The 16,047-nt window shown below is 69.8% G+C and carries 18 protein-coding genes; 5 read left to right on the top strand and 13 right to left on the bottom strand.

Going from position 1 to position 16,047, the window contains the following annotated elements; genetic code table 11:
• Positions 1 to 45 precede the first annotated feature (45 nt).
• A complete protein-coding gene (locus WU80_RS04455) occupies positions 46 to 546 on the top strand; it encodes a DUF1990 family protein (RefSeq protein ID WP_055400837.1) in 501 nt (166 codons plus the stop codon).
• Between the two features lie 84 nt (positions 547 to 630).
• Here the strand turns inward: WU80_RS04455 and WU80_RS04450 are convergent, their stop codons facing one another.
• The 5 genes from WU80_RS04450 to WU80_RS04430 form a co-directional block, all read right to left on the bottom strand.
• A complete protein-coding gene (locus WU80_RS04450) occupies positions 631 to 1,572 on the bottom strand; it encodes a nitronate monooxygenase family protein (RefSeq protein ID WP_055400835.1) in 942 nt (313 codons plus the stop codon).
• A 4-nt stretch (positions 1,573 to 1,576) separates the two neighbouring features.
• Positions 1,577 to 1,921, bottom strand: coding sequence for a cupin domain-containing protein (locus tag WU80_RS04445; protein ID WP_055400833.1), 345 nt, complete (start codon positions 1,919 to 1,921; stop codon positions 1,577 to 1,579).
• Between the two features lie 31 nt (positions 1,922 to 1,952).
• Positions 1,953 to 2,378: a hypothetical protein gene (locus tag WU80_RS04440; protein ID WP_055405731.1), complete on the bottom strand. Its 426-nt coding sequence runs from the start codon at positions 2,376 to 2,378 to the stop codon at positions 1,953 to 1,955.
• A complete protein-coding gene (locus WU80_RS04435) occupies positions 2,375 to 3,055 on the bottom strand; it encodes a metalloregulator ArsR/SmtB family transcription factor (protein ID WP_055403941.1) in 681 nt (226 codons plus the stop codon). Before WU80_RS04435 ends, WU80_RS04440 begins: the two co-directional genes overlap by 4 nt.
• A 255-nt stretch (positions 3,056 to 3,310) precedes the next feature.
• Positions 3,311 to 4,471 carry a site-2 protease family protein gene (locus WU80_RS04430; RefSeq protein WP_055403940.1) on the bottom strand — a complete coding sequence of 387 codons (1,161 nt, stop codon included), beginning with the start codon at positions 4,469 to 4,471 and terminating at the stop codon, positions 3,311 to 3,313.
• Positions 4,472 to 4,711: 240 nt separating this feature from the next.
• On the opposite strand from WU80_RS04430, the gene WU80_RS04425 reads away from it, so the two are divergent.
• Positions 4,712 to 4,906 carry a hypothetical protein gene (locus WU80_RS04425; RefSeq protein ID WP_197281273.1) on the top strand — a complete coding sequence of 65 codons (195 nt, stop codon included), beginning with the start codon at positions 4,712 to 4,714 and terminating at the stop codon, positions 4,904 to 4,906.
• A gap of 6 nt (positions 4,907 to 4,912) precedes the next feature.
• On the opposite strand, the gene WU80_RS04420 is transcribed toward WU80_RS04425, so the two are convergent.
• The 3 genes from WU80_RS04420 to WU80_RS04410 form a co-directional block, all read right to left on the bottom strand.
• Positions 4,913 to 6,313 carry a wax ester/triacylglycerol synthase family O-acyltransferase gene (locus WU80_RS04420; RefSeq protein ID WP_055403938.1) on the bottom strand — a complete coding sequence of 467 codons (1,401 nt, stop codon included), beginning with the start codon at positions 6,311 to 6,313 and terminating at the stop codon, positions 4,913 to 4,915.
• Between the two features lie 14 nt (positions 6,314 to 6,327).
• Positions 6,328 to 7,581: a S9 family peptidase gene (locus WU80_RS04415; RefSeq protein WP_055403937.1), complete on the bottom strand. Its 1,254-nt coding sequence runs from the start codon at positions 7,579 to 7,581 to the stop codon at positions 6,328 to 6,330.
• A gap of 79 nt (positions 7,582 to 7,660) precedes the next feature.
• Positions 7,661 to 8,662 carry a GNAT family N-acetyltransferase gene (locus WU80_RS04410; protein ID WP_055403936.1) on the bottom strand — a complete coding sequence of 334 codons (1,002 nt, stop codon included), beginning with the start codon at positions 8,660 to 8,662 and terminating at the stop codon, positions 7,661 to 7,663.
• 297 nt (positions 8,663 to 8,959) lie between these two features.
• On the opposite strand from WU80_RS04410, the gene WU80_RS04405 reads away from it, so the two are divergent.
• The 3 genes from WU80_RS04405 (at position 8,960) to WU80_RS04395 (ending at position 11,993) form a co-directional block, all read left to right on the top strand.
• Complete coding sequence (locus WU80_RS04405) at positions 8,960 to 9,223, top strand: hypothetical protein (protein WP_055403935.1); 264 nt, start codon at positions 8,960 to 8,962, stop codon at positions 9,221 to 9,223.
• Between the two features lie 133 nt (positions 9,224 to 9,356).
• Positions 9,357 to 11,198 carry a long-chain fatty acid--CoA ligase gene (locus WU80_RS04400; protein WP_055403934.1) on the top strand — a complete coding sequence of 614 codons (1,842 nt, stop codon included), beginning with the start codon at positions 9,357 to 9,359 and terminating at the stop codon, positions 11,196 to 11,198.
• Between the two features lie 147 nt (positions 11,199 to 11,345).
• Entirely contained in the window at positions 11,346 to 11,993 is a 648-nt protein-coding gene (locus tag WU80_RS04395; RefSeq protein ID WP_055403933.1) for a TetR/AcrR family transcriptional regulator, read from the top strand.
• On the opposite strand, the gene WU80_RS04390 is transcribed toward WU80_RS04395, so the two are convergent.
• The 5 genes from WU80_RS04390 to WU80_RS04370 all read right to left on the bottom strand — a co-directional run bounded on the left by WU80_RS04390 (position 11,984) and on the right by WU80_RS04370 (position 15,979).
• On the bottom strand, positions 11,984 to 13,054 hold the full coding sequence (locus WU80_RS04390) for a lyase family protein (protein ID WP_369808492.1): 1,071 nt from the start codon (positions 13,052 to 13,054) through the stop codon (positions 11,984 to 11,986). The two genes, WU80_RS04395 and WU80_RS04390, sit on opposite strands and share 10 nt — an antisense overlap.
• 152 nt (positions 13,055 to 13,206) lie before the next feature.
• Positions 13,207 to 13,767 (bottom strand): protocatechuate 3,4-dioxygenase subunit alpha, encoded by a 561-nt coding sequence (gene pcaG, locus WU80_RS04385; RefSeq protein ID WP_055403946.1) that lies wholly within the window; start codon positions 13,765 to 13,767, stop codon positions 13,207 to 13,209.
• Positions 13,760 to 14,515 carry a protocatechuate 3,4-dioxygenase subunit beta gene (pcaH, locus tag WU80_RS04380; RefSeq protein WP_055403931.1) on the bottom strand — a complete coding sequence of 252 codons (756 nt, stop codon included), beginning with the start codon at positions 14,513 to 14,515 and terminating at the stop codon, positions 13,760 to 13,762. The genes pcaG and pcaH overlap by 8 nt, the downstream gene beginning before the upstream one ends.
• A 55-nt stretch (positions 14,516 to 14,570) precedes the next feature.
• Positions 14,571 to 15,056: a hemerythrin domain-containing protein gene (locus tag WU80_RS04375; protein ID WP_055403930.1), complete on the bottom strand. Its 486-nt coding sequence runs from the start codon at positions 15,054 to 15,056 to the stop codon at positions 14,571 to 14,573.
• Positions 15,053 to 15,979 carry a Rieske 2Fe-2S domain-containing protein gene (locus WU80_RS04370; protein WP_055403929.1) on the bottom strand — a complete coding sequence of 309 codons (927 nt, stop codon included), beginning with the start codon at positions 15,977 to 15,979 and terminating at the stop codon, positions 15,053 to 15,055. Before WU80_RS04370 ends, WU80_RS04375 begins: the two co-directional genes overlap by 4 nt.
• Positions 15,980 to 16,047 lie beyond the last annotated feature (68 nt).

Here is a 16,047-nt window from a genome sequence, read left to right as displayed (position 1 = left end):
TACGCCGGAAATCCGCCGCGCATCCCGGCGTGGCAAGCTGGGCCGGTGGACCTAGGAGCGCTCGAGGAACTGCCGTTGACCTACTCCGAGGTGGGGGCGACCGCGTCCGGCACGTTGCCCGCGGGGTACGGCCACCTGCACACCGAGAAACAGATCGGCACGGGGCAGCAGCGCTTCGAGAAGGCCGCCGACGCCGTCATGCGGTGGGGCATGCAGCACGGCGCGGGCCTGCGGGTGCGGGCCAGCTCGGAGGTCGCCGAGGTCGGCACGGTTGTGTTGGTACGCATGGGTTTTCTGCCCGCGCCGTGCCGGGTGGTGTACGTGATCGACGAACCCGACATGCGCGGATTCGCCTACGGCACCCTGCCTGGGCATCCGGAGTCCGGCGAGGAACGCTTCGTCGTCCGGCGCGACCCCGCCACCTCCGCGGTGTTCGCGGAGGTGACGGCGTTCTCCCGGCCGGCGACCTGGTGGAGCAAGGTCGCCAGGCCGGTGGTGGCGGTGGCCCAGCGCGTCATCGCCAAACGCTATCTGCGCGGGGTCTGAGCCGGGCTCAGGTCCCCCAGGCCGCCGAGCGTCACGCCAGCGTGACGTAGGCCGCCGAACGTCACGCCAGCGTGGCGGGCGGCGCTAGGATCCCCAGCGAGCGAGCAAACGCTCTGCGCCCGAACACATTTCGTCGATCACCTCCGCCACCGACGCGTCGTCGCGAATCATCCCGACGCCCTGACCGGCGTCGACCGGGGCCACCCGGCGATCGTCGGCGGCGATCGAGGCCTCGAGTTCGTCGCACGCCTGCGGGTCGAGCGCGTCCTCCTTGCCGGTCCAGCGCTCGACGAAGTCGTTGGTCAGCACCCGCGAGGGGAAACGCGCGGGCCACGGCCGGGCCTGGGCGACGTCGAACGCCCGGGTGACCGCGGTGTCGGTGGCCCGGGCCGCGATCAGCGCGCGGCGGCTGCCGTCGCCGGAGAGCGCCTCCGGGCACGCGGCCAGGCGGGTGCCCACCCACGCCCCGCTCGCCCCGGCGGCCAGCACGGCGGCCAGGCTGCGCGCCGACGCGACACCCCCACCCGCGAGGACCGGCACCGAGACGGCGTCCAGCACGGTGTCGAGCAACGGCAGCGTCGCGAGCTTCGTCTCGCCATGCCCGCCGCCCTCCGCACCCCGGGCCACCAGGATGTCGACGCCGGCGTCGGCCGCCTGCCGAGCCCCGATGCCGTCGTAAACCTGTGTCGCCGTGGGGATTCCGGCGTCGTGGGCCTTGGCGACCCACGACCAGTCGGTCCCGAAGCTGACCGACAGCAGCGCCGGCCGTGCGGCCAGGGCGTCGTCTAGCAGGCCCGCCTCGGTGCGCATCACCCAGTCGACCAGGCCGATGCCGAAGGTCCCCCGCACGTGCCGCAGCTGTGCTTGCAGCAGTTCCCTCGTCGCGACGCTGCCCATGCCGACCATGCCCAGACCGCCGGCGGCGGTGACCGCCGCGGCCAGCCGGCCGCCGGCGACCCCACCCATCGGCGCGTTGACGATCGGGACCCGCAGCCCGAATTCCCTCGACCAGCGCGTGGCGAGCATCCGGCTAGTGAACCGCGGGAAGGGTCTTGAGCACGGTCAGCATGACCACCGAATCCTCGACCGCATGCAGCGCGTGCCGCTCCGCCGGGATGGCGACATAGTCACCGGTCCTGCCCTCCCACGCGTCACCGCCGGCCGTCAAGCGGACATGACCCTGCAGGACCTGCAGCGTCGCCTCGCCGGGGCTGTCGTGTTCGGAAAGGTCATGGCCGCCAAGCAAAGCCAACACGGTCTGGCGAAGTTCGTGGGTGTGGCCACCGTGGATGGTGTGGGCGGCCCGCCCGCTGTGCGATTCCTTGGCTTCGGCCAGCTTTTCGGACGCGAGGCTGGTCAACGAGATCGATTCCATAGCTGAGTCCTTTGCGGTTGAGCGGACGCGATCAGGCCGTCAATAGCAGTATCCCCGCCACCACCAACGCGATGACCTTGACCACTTCCAAGCCGATGTACACGTAGTGGGCCCGCGAGCGCGGCCCCTGCGCCCCGGCGAGCACGCTGTCGGATCGGCGTGTCAATCGGGGCCGCACCGCGATCAACTGCACCGCCAGCGCGCCGATGGCGACGAAGATCGCCGCGGCGACGCCCGCCCGCGAGGGGCCGGCGACCACGATCGCCGCCACAACCAGGGCGAAGGCGACCTCGACGGTGTTGAGGGCGCGGAACACCAGCCGCCCGATGCCGAGCCCGATCTGCAAGGTCACGTTGGGCGCCCGGAATTTCAGCGGCGCCTCCAAGAACGAAATGGCCAGCACCATGCCGAGCCACACGAACGTCACCGCGACGGCGACCGCCGGCCCGGCGCTCATTTGGCCACTTTCTGCGGCGCCAGGTGCGCCACGCACAGATCGGGTTCGACGAACGCGTCGAGCCGGTCGACCGAGACCGGCGCGCCCCACGCCTCCATGGCGCCCTGCATGAGGCCGAGGTGCACCGGGCAGACGACGGCCATCCGGTCTTCGGCCAATTCCAGGAACGGGCAGTGCCGCAGCCCGACCTGCTGCCCGCCATCGGCCTTGCGGCGCTCGGGTGCGAAGCCGAGTTCGTCGAGCATGTTCACCAGTTGGTCGATGGCGTCGGCGGCGTTGGCGGCCTTCGGCGGCACCGCTTCCAGGCTGGATTCCAGCTTTCGGCCCCAGGCGCGGCCAGCGGCCAAGGCCTTGGCGCCGGCGTCCCGCTCGCCGGCGAACGCCACGGCCAGGATCTCGGCGAGGAGGCGATAGTGCCGCGTGCCGCCGCGGTCCATCTGCCGCACCGCGCGGAACATCAGGGGTGGACGGCCCGGTCCCTTGCGGTCCAGCTCGACCTGCTCCACTTGCCCCTGGCCGACCAGGCTCTCAAGGTGGAAGCGGACGGTATTGGGATGCACGCCCAGCACCTCGGCGATGGCGGCGATGCTCATGGCATCGGGCGACGCCCGCAGGATCCGCAGCACCTCGCGGCGGCGGCTGGCGGATTCGCCGGTCGACCTCGGCGGCAACTTCACGGGACCCTCACGCTCCTTCTGCTTGGCCGGCCATCGCTCGAGCGGCCACCCAAGGCGTGTCTACACCGGCCCGGGGCGTCTTGGCCGCCCAACCCGCGAATCCCGCGGCCGCCCGGCGCCCACCCAGCCGGGCGCTCGGCCAAAGCCGCACCACGCACGCACGCCATGGGCCAAGAGTTTACACAATAAATTTTTGTAAAAACGAAAGGCGGCTGAAGATCACACCCGGCACCTCCCCCGCCTAAAGCCATGCGCTCAAATGCTCTGCGCCGACGCCCGTTTCGGGTCTTCTGGGTGGGCGAGCCGATACACCTCGATGAGCCGAGCCACGTCGGTGGGCGTGACGATGCCGACCACCTGGTCGCCCTCGAACACCAGCGCACGGCTGCGGGGGCCGGCGGGGGCCATCCGCTCCAGCAGGGCGGTCAGTGGCTCCTGCGGCGCGCCGGACGGCACCTCCTGCAGGGGTTGCGCCACCTCGCCCACGGTGGCGGTGGCGCGCCGCCCGGGCGCCATGTCACGCAACTGCCGCAACGTGATCAGCCCCGTAACCGACCCGCTCCGGTCGACGACCGGGTACGCCGAATGCCGGTCGCCGAGCACATAGCGCTGCACGAAATCGTCGACGGTGATCCAGCCTGGCGCGGTGTGCGGCCGCGCGGTCATGGCGTCGGCGACGCGCACCCCGGCGAACATCTGCTGCGTCGAAATCCGCGTCTCCTCTTCGCGACTGGCGGCGAAGATGAACCAGCCGATGAAGGCCAGCCACACACCGCCCACGACACCGCCGACCAGGAACTCGGCCAATCCCAACGCAATCAGGATGAACGCGACCACCCGCCCGGCGTGGGCCGCGCCGATGGTGGCGCGCACGCTGTCCCCGTGCCGGCGCCACAGGAAGGCCCGCAGCACCCGGCCACCGTCCAAGGGGGCGCCCGGCAACAGGTTGAACAGCCCGAGCAGCAGGTTGATGCCGGCCAGCCACGAAGCGACCCCGACGGCGATCGGGCTGGCGCCCATGGCCGGCAGGGCGGCAACCAGGCCGCCGAAGACGGCCGCCAGCCCGAGGCTGGTGACCGGACCCGCGATCGCGATGCGCAACGCCGCCGCCGGCGTCTTCGCCTCGCCGCCGAGCGTGGTCACGCCGCCGAACAGCCACAGCGTCACGCTGCCCACCGGCACCCCGGCGCGGCGGGCGACCACGGCGTGCGCCAGCTCGTGCGCCACCAGCGACGCCAGCAGCACCAGCGCACCGCACGCGCCGGCCGCCCAGTAGGCGAGCGGCGAGTAACCCCCGACGCTGGAGGGCAGCGTGCTGGCCAGGCTCCAGGTGAACAACCACAAAATGACCAGCACGCTCCAGTGCAGGTTCACCGGAAAGCCGGCGATCCGCCCCAGTGGGATCGCGTCGCGCACCTCGGACCTCCAAAGTCGTTGAGGGGAGGCGGTTCGAGGGCCGCCTCTGACCCGAACGTAGGTCGACGCCGCCGTCGCCACTAGGGTCGTTGGACCCCGCGCGGGGCGTTTGTTCCGGCTTGCCGTGATGACTTTGGGCCGCATCCGCAATCTGCGCGTGACGGAATTACCGCGCGGTCTCCCGTAACTTGACTGATGCGGTTGACCAAAGGAGTGAGACGGCTATGGGGGTATCTCTTGCTGACCGACTCTGACGTGGACGCCCTGGCTTCGGAATTCTTGCAATCGCACTATCTTGGGCCGATCTACGCCGACTGGTCCCCCGACCGCCGCCTGGACACATTCCTGCGTCGCCGCGGCCTCTCCCGCGTCGCCGATGACGGCGACCTGTCCAACACCGTCCTGGAACGCGTTCTGGGGCGCCGCCGTAGCTAACGCGCTTCAATTAGCAACGCCCACAACGCTTTCCAGCTCGGCAAGGGATTCCTCGGTCCACGGGATCAGCGTCTCGATATCGGGCACCACGTCGCGGCCCGCGGCGTAGCCGAATCCGACCCGCTCGGCGTACAGGCACGTCGTGATGTTGAGCGCGTGGCCGTCGTACACCGTTGACACCGGGTACATCGCCTCGATACGCGCGCCGTTCCAATACATTTGGGCCGAGGGGCCGCGAACGTGCGAGATCGGCAGGTTGTACCCGGTGCGGATTTTCGGTGTGAACGGCAGCAACGGGCCGATGGCCGTCGCGGCGATGCTTCCGGCGTTGGTCAGCAGCGATGCCGCCGCTCCCCGCTTGGACACCCACCGCTTGCCCTCCGACATCGACCGATGGATCAGATCGAGCCGGTCCTTCGGATCGTCCAGGTCGGTGCCCAGCGGGCACATCCACAATCCAAAGCGGTTGCCGTGCTGGTCATCCGGCACGTCGTGGTCGCGGTCGCGCACCGTGACGGGGCAGGCCGCCACCAGGGACCGATTGGGCAATTCGCCGTGATCGCCCAACCAGCGCCGCACCACGCCGGCCGCCATCGCGGTGAGCACATCGTTGCCGGTCACCCCGGCCGCCTCGCGCACCGCGTGGATGCGCTCGAGTGCCCAGCTGCCCGCGGCGACCGCGCGCTCGGGGCCCGGGCGGCCGTTGAACCGGGTGAAGGGGGCGCCCAGGGGCAGCACGGTGGTGTGCCCCACCAGCGAGTCCAGCACGGTGGTGATCTCGCCGGCGGCCACCCGCCCGATCAGCCCCGCGCCCGCGGCCGCCGCGTCGGTCAGCGATTTCACCGGTGCCACCAGGCGGGACACCAGGCCGCCGCCCGGGGCCGGCGGTGCGGGCGCACGCCGATGGTCGGCGTAAAACGGTGGCATCGAGCGGCGATTCGGATCGGTGCTCAGCGCGTCGGTGATCATCTGGAAGCCCGCCACCCCGTCGGTGACGGTGTGATGCACCTTGATGTAGAAGGCGAACCGGCCCCCGTCCAGCCCGTCGATCAGATACGACATCCACATCGGCCGGTTCCAGTCCAGGCGCAGCGCGTCCAATTCCCCGATCAGCCGCCAGAACCCGTCTTCGGTGACGGTGCGGCGCTGGCAATGTCGGCTCACGTCAACGGGATCCATGTGTCGCCAGACCCACATGCCCCCGGTGTCCACGCCGCGATGCGGGTACTTGCACAGCCGGGGATCGACCGAGTCGATCCCGGCGAGCGCCGTCCGGTGCAGTTCCTCGACGTAGTCGGGCCCGGCGTCATCCGGCGGCGACAGAATCAGCACGGCGCCGACGTGCATCGGGCTCGACACCCACTCCGCGGTCATCATGGCCGCGTCCAACGGATCCAAGGGTTGCATTTCGGCCTCCGCGACTAGGCGGGGCGGTCGCGTTCGGTCATGGCCCCGGTCAAGAGGCCCGACTGCTGCAATGCCGCCTCGACGAACCGCTGTACCGGCCGCGCGCGGAAGAATCCGGTGTGACCGCCGCGGTACCAGACGATTTCCGGTTTGGCCCAATGCTCCCAGAGGCGAATCACCTGCTCGCGCGGGTGCACCACCTGGTCGGCGACGCCCGCGTAGATGAAACGGCCCGGCAGGGGCACCAGGGGCGCCAGCGACAGGGGCGAGGTCATCCGCCCCAGCGCCTCGGCCAGTTCCATCGTCTGGCGTCGGGGGTCCTCGGGGGGCAGCCCCGCGTGCCGGTTGAGCAGCCCGACCAGGTCGGCGACCGGAACGCCGAGAATCGCGCAGGTGAGCCCGGTTTCGAGGCTGGCAACCAGCGCGGTGATGTAGCCGCCGAGCGAAAGACCGTTCAACCCGATCTGCGATTCCGGCTCCTGCCGGCGTATCCAGGACAACAGCCGCCGGATGTCCCACACCGCCTGCGCCGTCGCGTGCACGTCGTCGAGGATGTCCTCCCCGGGAAACACCGCGCCCTTCGGCAGGTCGCGGGCGCGGGGGCCGTGCATCGGCAGCACCGGCATCACCACGTTGAGCCCGAGATCCTCGTGCAACCGCCAGGCCCGGAACAGCGCGAGATCCAAAGCGGCCCGGCCCATTTCGGTTCCGTGCACGCACACCAGCCAGGGCCGCGGTTGTGGATGGCGGAGCAACAGGGCGTACTCGCGGCGGTTGGCGGTGTAGCCCATCCACCGCTCGGCGCCCGGCTCACCCGGTCGGGGGTGGTATCCGCTCTCGAAGGACATCCGGTAGTAGGAACGCCTGCCCTTCTTGACCTTTCGCACCTCGACATCCGAAAGCGGCGGAGGCGCACCGAAAAATTTCTTCGGATGGTCCAGCCAGCCCCGGTCGCCGTAGAACTTCAGCGCCGCGTCCACCTCGCTCGTGATCCGCTCGAAGTCGTCGGGTCGGCTGACCGGGCGGCGCGCCTTCAGGCCCACCAGGACGACTTCGTCGCGGAACGCCTGCGCCGCCAGGGCGAGGGTGGGCCGCGCGATCGGAAGCTCGTCGGGCGCTTGCCCGAGGTAGTCGCGCCACGACTGGGCGAGGTATCGACCGGTGCTGGTGAACGGCCTGACTGCGCTGCTCAACCCGATGCCACCGGATGCGCTGGAAGGCGCCGCACCCGGGGGTTCGGAAGCGCCGTCGTTGGTCGGTCCCGCCATGGGGGCAAGGTAGCAGGCGGTCAAACCGGCCGGTTAGGGACTTACGGCCCGGTCGCCGCCGCGAAAGTCCATGCCCGGCCTAGTCGAACGCCTGGATCACCTGGCGGGCGACCCGGCGGATCTGCTGTGACACCTTGGGATCCAGCGGCAGGTCGGCGAAGCGCGGAATCTCGCCCGTCGTGGTGACCACGCCCGGCTCCTCGTGCGCCCAGCGCGCCTTCACCTTCTCCCCCAACGCGCGCGCGGGCGGATTATCGGCCAGCACGCGGGCGTGAAACCGCCTGATGCCGTCGACGCGCGCGGCGACCGCCAGCGCACCGAGCAGCAGCGTGCCGATCCCGCGGCCCTGGTAGCCGTCCGCGACGGTGAGCGCGACCTCCGCCGAGGCGGGATCGTCCTGGTCCCGGACGAAGCGGGCGTCCGCGATCACCGGCCCCGCGGCGCCGTCGGTGACGACCCAGACGAAGTGGTCGACGTAGTCGACCTCGAACAGATAGCTCAGGCGCGCCTCGGTCGGGGTCCCGCCCTGGTACCGCCGGTAAAGCGTCTCCCGGGAGAAGGAACCGCTGGTTTGAAACCGCTCGGCGTCGCCGGGTAGGACGGGGCGCAACGACAGCGGGGCCCCGTCTCTGGTCGATACCGGGATGGGGGTGATGTAGGCGGCGAGCCGCTGCCGCGCGGTGCGCAGCATCTGGCCGGCAATGGCAGGCATGGCCAGCATGCGGTCGAACGCGGCGCTGTAACCGGTGTAGCCGCGCACGTCCTCGCGCGCGGTCACCGTCGCCGTTCTGGTCGCGTGCCGCAGCAACGCGATCTCGCCGACGATCGTTGCCGACGACAACTCGGTGGTTGTCACTCGGCCCGCGGGGCCGGCGTGCCGCACCTCGACCCGACCGGACGCGATGATCGCGAATGACTCCGCTCGTTCGCCCTGCCGCATCAGCACCTCGCCCGCCACGGCGTGCAGGGGTTCGAGCAGGGCCGCCAGGGGGGCGAGATCCTCCGCCCGAATGTCGGCAAACATCGGCAGAGCGGCAAGTTCCTCGGCGCTGACGGCCCTCACGCCGGCCCGCTCGCCCATCCGGAATCACATCCCGATTGCGAATCCATTGCTAAAGCGGTCATCTCGCCGATTTCGTAAATTGGGGAACCCGAAACGAGTAACGTGGCGATGCACCATCCCGATGTACGGTACGTGACCCGCACCGCCATCGCCGGAGAAGTAAGTAGGTGACCGCAGTGACAAAAGACCCTGTCGGACTGGGACTTCGGCAGGCCGCAAGCAAGACCAAAGCCTTTCGGTAGTCGTGCTCTTCGCCTCTACGCCCGGCCCCTCGGGACTGGTCGGATGGATCGTTAAGGCTAACGGGGAGGGAACATGAATACAGCGAAGTGGCGGCAGCATTGGCCGCAACGCAGGCCCACTGCCACGATCTACCAGCTGACGGATCGCCTCCACGATGGACACATCGCCCGGGTGCCCGCCCATCAAATTCCCGCGACCGTCTCCGCGTGGTTGGCGGAGCTCGGCGCGCACAGCCCGCTGGTAGACGACCTCGAGCGCGCGGTTCGCGGCGGTGATTGGTCCGCGGCGCACGCCCTCGGGGAGTGCTTGTCCATCGAGATAGCGCTGGCCGACTGACGCTCGCCGGGACGTTTGCCGATCCCCACGTGACTTTCGTCTCTACCGCGTGGTTACCGCGCTCCCCAGGATCGAACGGTATATCGGTGCGCCACGTCATCGGTATCCGTTTCGGCAACAATGGATTCGCGTTATGAATGCACCCCTGGCCTCAATGGAGAGGCCCGACTTCCGCAAGATCGAGAACCGCGCGCCGTCGGTGGCACAGATGTTCGTCAACCGGGTCGCCGCCACTCCCAACGCGGAGGCCTTCCGCTATCCACAGGACCACACCTGGGCGAGCGTGACCTGGCAACAGGTCGGTGAACGCGTCACCAACCTCGCCGCGGGCCTGATCGCGCTGGGCATCGCGCCCGAGGACCGGGTCGCGCTCGCTTCCGCGACGCGCTACGAGTGGGTCCTCGTCGATTTCGCCATCATGTGCGCCGGGGCCGCGACCACGACCGTGTATCCGACGACCAACGCGCCCGATGTCGCCTACATCGTGGCCAATTCCGGCAGCCGGGTGGTGGTCGCCGAGAACCAGACCCAGCTCGACAAGCTGATCGCGCACCGGGCCGAACTGCCCGACGTGGGCAAGGTCGTCGTCATCGACGGCAACGGCGACGGCGACTGGGTGATCTCCCTCGCCGATCTGGATCTGCTGGGCAAGCAATTGCTCGCGGACGCGCCCGAGGCCGTCAACGAGCGAATCGCGGCCGTCGGCCCCGACGACCTGGCCAGCCTGATCTACACCTCCGGCACCACCGGCCGGCCCAAGGGCGTGCGGCTGACGCACGGGGCATGGACGTACACCGCCGCGGCCATCGACGCGTTGGGCATCCTTGGTCCCGACGACCTCAATTTCCTCTGGCTGCCGCTGTCGCACGCGTTCGGCAAGGTGATGCTGGCGTTGCCCCTGCAGATCGGCTTCCCCACCGCCATCGACGGGCGCGTCGAGCGGATCATCGACAATCTCGCGGCCGTGCGGCCGACCATCATGGGCGCGGCGCCGCGCATCTTCGAGAAGGCGCACGCCCGCATCCAGGACATGGCCGCCGAGCGCGGCAGGCTCAGGAAAATGATCTTCGATTGGGCGATAGGGGTCGGCAAGAGGGTCTCGGAGGCGCGACAGTCCGGGAAAAAGCCCTCGCTGGCATCGTCGCTGGCCTACCGGGTGGCCGACCGGCTGGTGTTCAGCACCATCCGCGAGCGGTTCGGCGGACGCCTGCGGTTCTTCGTCTCCGCCGCGGCCGCGCTGGACCGTGACGTCGCCCAGTGGTTCGACGCCGTGGGCATCATCGTGCTCGAGGGTTACGGGCTGACCGAGACCGCGGCCGCCTCATTCATCAACCGCCCCAGCGCCTATCGGTTCGGGACGGTCGGCTGGCCCTTCCCGGCCACCGACGTGAAGATCGCCGACGACGGCGAGATCCTGCTCAAAGGGCCGGGGCTGATGACGGCCTACCACGACCTGCCCGACGCCACCGCCGAGGCGCTCGACACCGACGGGTGGTTCCACACCGGCGACATCGGCGAGGTGGACCCCGACGGGTTCCTGCGCATCACCGACCGCAAGAAGGACATGTTCAAGACCTCGCAGGGCAAGTACGTGGCGCCGTCGGCGATCGACGCGCGCTTCAAAGGCTGCTGCCCGTACGTCAGCGAGATCGTCGTCTACGGGGAGGGCAAGCCGTACTGCGTCGCTCTGGTCAGCCTCGACGGCGAGGCGATCACCGAGTGGGCCGGTAAGAACGGCTTGGCGGGTAAGTCCTTCGCCGACATCGCGCGCGACGACAAGACCCGGCAGCTGATCGCCGGCTACATCGACGCCCTGAACACCGAACTGAACCGATGGGAACAGATCAAGAGGTTCACCATCGCCGACCGCGAGTTCACCGTCGAGTCCGGCGATCTGACGCCCAGCATGAAACTGCGCCGCAAGGTCGTCATCGATAAATTCCACGACCGCCTCGACGCCCTCTACGGCGCATAAGCACGAAGGCCTCGGGCCACCGGGCGCACCGCGCGGCCAGCAAATGCGTCGGCACCCGCGAACAAAGCGCCGAACTTAATCGACATTATTGCTGCGCGTAATCAACCGTTTCGTTCGCGTATATCGGCGTGCCCAACAGTAACGGGCGTGTCCGACCTGCCGACACGAACCAAGTACCTGCACGCCTCGCGCGGCCGCCGGTCGTCACCGCACTCCGGTGACGACCGCGAGCAAGCGATCCTGGCCACGGCCGAGCGGCTGCTGCAGGAACGGCCGTTGGCCGACTTTTCGGTGGACGACCTAGCAAAAGGCGCCGGAATTTCGCGTCCCACCTTCTACTTCTATTTCCGATCGAAGAACGCGGTGCTGCTGTCGCTGCTCGACCAGATGAACGGCAAGGCGCACGCGGCCCTCAGCACGCTCGGCGGCATCTCGACCGGCGACCCCGCGGACCTGTGGCGGGCCCGCATCGAGGCGTTCTTCGAGGTATCGGGCTCGCACCCGGCGGTCGCCGTGGCCGGCGCCGCGGCGAAGGCGACCAACCCCGAGGTGCGGCAGTTGTGGTCCACGCTGATGCAGCGGTGGATCTCGCTGACCACGACGGCAATCAAGGCCGAGCGCGGGCGGGGCGCGGCCCCCGACACCGTCCCGGCCGAGCAGCTGTCGGTCGCGCTCAACATGCTCAGCGAGCGGGTGATGGCCGCGACGTTCACCGGGGAGGACGAGGCGATGCCCGAGGACCGCGCCGTCGACACGCTGCTGCACATCTGGCTGGCCAGCATCTATCAGCGCTGACCGATCACCCGCCGCGCCCGGTCCAGGCTCTCGTCGATCAGCCGGTCCACCGCACCGAAGTAGGTCGGCGACGCGGGCTTCCCCGCCAGCTCGGCGATCGCGTCCTGCTCCCCCAAAACGTCTGCCGCGTCCAGGTTTTCGTACATGCGGTCGGCGTGCACCGTCAGCCCGGCCAGCAATTCACGGCATTGGGATCCGGCGACCATGGTGCGCCGGGCCAGGATCCGCAGGGTGTCCCACTCCGCGTGCCAGGCGCCGTCGGGCCGCTCGTCGTTGGCCAGCGCCGCGGCGGCGTGCAGGGTCGCCGCCAGCTGGGGGCCGGACAGCGCGGTCCGGCGAATGAGGATGGACAACACCGGGTTTCGTTTGTGCGGCATCGACGACGAACCCCCGCGCTTGCCGCCGCCCGGCTCGCCGAGTTCCCCGATCTCCGGCCGGGTCAGGGTGACGACGTCCGCGGCGATCCGGCCCCACGAGTCGGTGCAGCCGACGAACGCGTCGGCCGCCGCGGTGACCGGTGTGCGCGTCGTGTGCCAAGGCATTCGGACCGCCAAACCCAGTGCCGTCGCCGCGCTGTGCGCCAGGCCGGCGGAAACCCCGGCGGGGTCGGCCCCGCCGGCGAGCAGCGCGGCCAGCTCGGTGGTGGCGGCCAATGTTCCGGCGGCACCGCCGATCTGGGCGGGCACAACCAACTCGGACAACCCCTGGAAGGCGTCCACGACGCCGTTCAACCAGCCGGCCGCCTTCGCGCCGAAGGTGGTCGGCGCGGCGTGCTGGCCAAGCGTGCGCGCCACCATGGGAGTGCTCCGGTGCAGGGCGGCGAGTTCGGTCAGCGTCGAGACCTGGCCCCTGAGTTGTGCGGCGAGCTCGCCCACGACCTCGCGCACGCCGAGCATCACAGCGGTGTCCAGGACGTCCTGGCTGGTGAGGCCCCGATGGATCCACGGTGCGACTTCCGGCGCGGCGCGTTGGCGCAGCAGCTCGACGAGGCCGATGACCGGGTTGCCGCCGTCCTCGGCGGCCACTGCCAGGGATTCACAATCGTTGGCGGTCAACAGCATTGGCAGGTCCGCCCCGGCGCACGCGGGTGGGGCCAATTTTTCTGCGACGAGGGCGTCCAGCCAGGCGGACTCCACCGCGACCATCGACTGCAGGAGCGCCCGGTCCGTCATGTGCTCTCCGGCACGGTGATCCCCGGGCCACAACAGGTTGGTCATCGCCCGCCGCCCCGGTATGCCAGGAATACCGTCTCCCGCGCGCCCTGCAGGCGGATGTCGAAACGGTATGCCCGGCAATTGCTTTCGTGTTCGCAGAGCAGGGTGGCGCGCCGTTCGGGGTCGAGGCCGCCCAGCAGGGCGTCGGCACCCGGGTCGCCGTCGGGCAGGTAGGCGCGGGTGAACAGCCGGTCCAGCAGACCCCGCGCGAATACGGTCAGGGCGAAGAACGGCGGCGCTCCGGCGCTCGAACCCGGCACCACGGTGGTGAATGCGTAACGACCGTCGGCATCGGTCGCGCAGCGGCCCCACCCGGTGAACGACGAAGTGTCGCGGCGCAGCGATCCGGCCTGCCGCGGGATGCGGCCGGCGCCGTCGGCCTGCCACAGCTCGACCAGGGCGTCGCCGACGCCGGCGCCGGCACCGTCGTAGACCGTGCCGTGCAGCCGTACCGCCTGCGGGTGTCCGTCGCCGACCAGCGCGCTGTCCCCCGGAAACGGCAGCCCGAGGTCCAGGAACGGGCCGACCGTTTGCCCTGGGGTGCAAGGGAATTCAGTCATCATCGCCCTCGGTCGGGGTACGGGCGGCGCCGGCCAGCACGACGTCCCACCGGTAGCCGGTCGCGTACTCCGGCTCGGTGAGGTCGTGGTCGTAGCGCGCGATCAGCCGTCGCCGCGCGGCGGGGTCGAGGACCGACTGAAAGATGGGATCGAGGTCGAACATCGGGTCTCCCGGGAAGTACATCTGGGTGACCAGGCGCTGCGTGAAAGCGGTCCCGAACAGGGAGAAGTGGATGTGCGCCGGGCGCCACGCGTTGTGGTGATTGCGCCACGGGTACGGGCCCGGCTTGATGGTCAGGAAGCGGTAGGAGCCGTCCGGCCCGGTCAGGCACCTGCCGGCGCCGGTGAAGTTGGGGTCGAGCGGGGCCGGGTGCTGGTCGCGCTGGTGGCGGTAACGGCCGCCGGCGTTGGCTTGCCAGATCTCGACCAGCTGGCCGGCCACCGGATTGCCGGATCCGTCGAGCACCCGGCCGGCCACGATCACGCGTTCGCCGAGGGGCTCGCCCGGGTGGCCCGCCGTCAGGTCGGCGTCGAGCGGGTCGACGTCCTGGTCGCCGAAGCAGGGCGCCCAGTGTTCGACCCCCTCGGGATCCACCGGCACCAGGGGTCGTTGGGGATGGCGCAGGACGGTGCCGCGGTAGGGCGGGTAGTCCAGCCGGGGCTGGGGCTCCGGCCCGCGGTATTCGGCTGCGATGGCGGCGATCTCGGCCGTGATGTCACCCTGAGACGCGACGCACTCGGGGTTCATGAGCCGTGACGCTACTCTCGATGGCCCGCCGAACCCCGCAGGGTGGGGCCCCGAGTTACAGCGAGCGCACCAGCGCGGCCCGACCCTTGGTGCGCATCCTGTACAGGGCCGACCCGCGGTATTGCTCCATTTTGGCGGCCATCTGGTTGCCGAGTTCCTCGAGCTCCGCGTCGGTGATCTTCACCTCGGGCGGAGCCGGGATCATGTCGCGCTCCTCCTCGTCGGCGTGGGCTTCGAGCACCGTCTTGAAGGAGTTCCACTCGTCCTCGTAACCGGGCGCGCTCTGCGGCGTCTTGAGCAGCACCGAAAGCTGGTCGATCACCTGGCGGTGCTCCGCGTGCGCGACGGCGATCAGCTTGGTGGCGTCTTTGAGCGCCGGGTAGTACAGGTCGTCCTCGATGCGGAAGTGGATGTCGAGTTCGATCAGCATGTCGTCGAAAAGGGCATGCCGCTCTTCGCTGTTCACCGGCGCCTCGCTCACCTTGCGGCCCAGGCCCTTGATCACGATGTGGTGTTCTCTCAACACGTCGTACGCGTTCACTTGGCTACCTCCTCGGCACGTACCTCGACCATTCCGTCGACCAACCTCGCCTGGTAACACGGCAGCGGCGCGGCCGCCGGGCCGCGCAGCACATCCCCCGACTCGGCGGCGAACCATGAACCGTGCCAAGGGCATACGAGCCGGCCGCGGTCCATCCAGCCGTCGGCCATCGGGGCGGCCAGGTGCGGGCACCACTCCCCGAACGCCGCGACCTCGCCCGGCTTGGTCCGGCACACCACCAGGCCCACCCCGTCGACCTCGACGCGCACCGGCTTGCCGTTCAGCGAGCTCGCGGGGAGCACCGGCGTCCATTCCGTGCTGCGCAGCCGCGCGCCCGACTGGTCGATGCCGATGCCGGACTCGAACACCAGCGCGCCGCCGAGGTAACTGCCCGCGACCGTGATGCCGTAACCCGTCGCCGTGAGGGCGATGCCGCGGCCGTGCCGGCCTCGGCGGCGATCCCACCAGGACTGCGCGTACAGCGCCGTGGCGACCAGGTTGACCAGGCCGTGCACCACCCCGACCCGGCGGTCCGATTCGTGGGTGTGCTGCCAATCGGTGACGCCGGTGACGGCGGACCCGATGCTGGCGAGGATGCCCACCCCGAGGGCGCGGGAGGCGAACTTCGACGCGTCGCGCACCTCGGTGGCGGGCCGGCCCGGCAGCAAGCTGAGCGCGTCCAGCGCGACGGTGGTGCCGAGCGCGCCGCTCGTCAGCGACGCCAGCGGCGGGTGGACCGGGTGGCCCAGCCACACGCCGTGCAGAGCGTTGGCGACGGCGTTGCGGGCGCCGCCCAGGCCGTTGAAGGCGAAGCTCAACACGTGCTCGAACCGATAGCTCGGCCGATCCAGCCACTCTTGCCGCCCGATGGCGGACACCACTCGCGATCCGAGTTTCTGCAGCCGACCATCCCGAGCAGCCATCCCACCAGCCCTTCCTCAGATGCGTCGCCAACATGCATCAGCGCACGCAAAATCAAACCATTTACCGC

It is taken from the genome of Mycobacterium sp. UM_11 (genome assembly GCF_001414075.1).
GTDB lineage: Bacteria > Actinomycetota > Actinomycetes > Mycobacteriales > Mycobacteriaceae > Mycobacterium.
The sequence above is the reverse complement of the archived record's forward strand: the minus strand, read 5'-3'. Positions and strand labels throughout refer to the sequence as shown.

What these genes read in the sequence shown, in the direction of transcription:
- WU80_RS04450 (WP_055400835.1), bottom strand. Translation starts at nt 1,572, where the DNA reads ATGCTCGCCACGCGCTGGTCGAGGGAATTCGGGCTGCGGGTCCCGATC.
- WU80_RS04445 (WP_055400833.1), bottom strand. Translation starts at nt 1,921, where the DNA reads ATGGAATCGATCTCGTTGACCAGCCTCGCGTCCGAAAAGCTGGCCGAA.
- WU80_RS04440 (WP_055405731.1), bottom strand. Translation starts at nt 2,378, where the DNA reads ATGAGCGCCGGGCCGGCGGTCGCCGTCGCGGTGACGTTCGTGTGGCTC.
- WU80_RS04420 (WP_055403938.1), bottom strand. Translation starts at nt 6,313, where the DNA reads ATGCAACCCTTGGATCCGTTGGACGCGGCCATGATGACCGCGGAGTGG.
- WU80_RS04415 (WP_055403937.1), bottom strand. Translation starts at nt 7,581, where the DNA reads ATGGCGGGACCGACCAACGACGGCGCTTCCGAACCCCCGGGTGCGGCG.
- WU80_RS04410 (WP_055403936.1), bottom strand. Translation starts at nt 8,662, where the DNA reads ATGGGCGAGCGGGCCGGCGTGAGGGCCGTCAGCGCCGAGGAACTTGCC.
- WU80_RS04405 (WP_055403935.1), top strand. Translation starts at nt 8,960, where the DNA reads ATGAATACAGCGAAGTGGCGGCAGCATTGGCCGCAACGCAGGCCCACT.
- WU80_RS04400 (WP_055403934.1), top strand. Translation starts at nt 9,357, where the DNA reads ATGAATGCACCCCTGGCCTCAATGGAGAGGCCCGACTTCCGCAAGATC.
- WU80_RS04390 (WP_369808492.1), bottom strand. Translation starts at nt 13,054, where the DNA reads ATGCTGTTGACCGCCAACGATTGTGAATCCCTGGCAGTGGCCGCCGAG.
- pcaG (WP_055403946.1), bottom strand. Translation starts at nt 13,767, where the DNA reads ATGACTGAATTCCCTTGCACCCCAGGGCAAACGGTCGGCCCGTTCCTG.
- pcaH (WP_055403931.1), bottom strand. Translation starts at nt 14,515, where the DNA reads ATGAACCCCGAGTGCGTCGCGTCTCAGGGTGACATCACGGCCGAGATC.
- WU80_RS04370 (WP_055403929.1), bottom strand. Translation starts at nt 15,979, where the DNA reads ATGGCTGCTCGGGATGGTCGGCTGCAGAAACTCGGATCGCGAGTGGTG.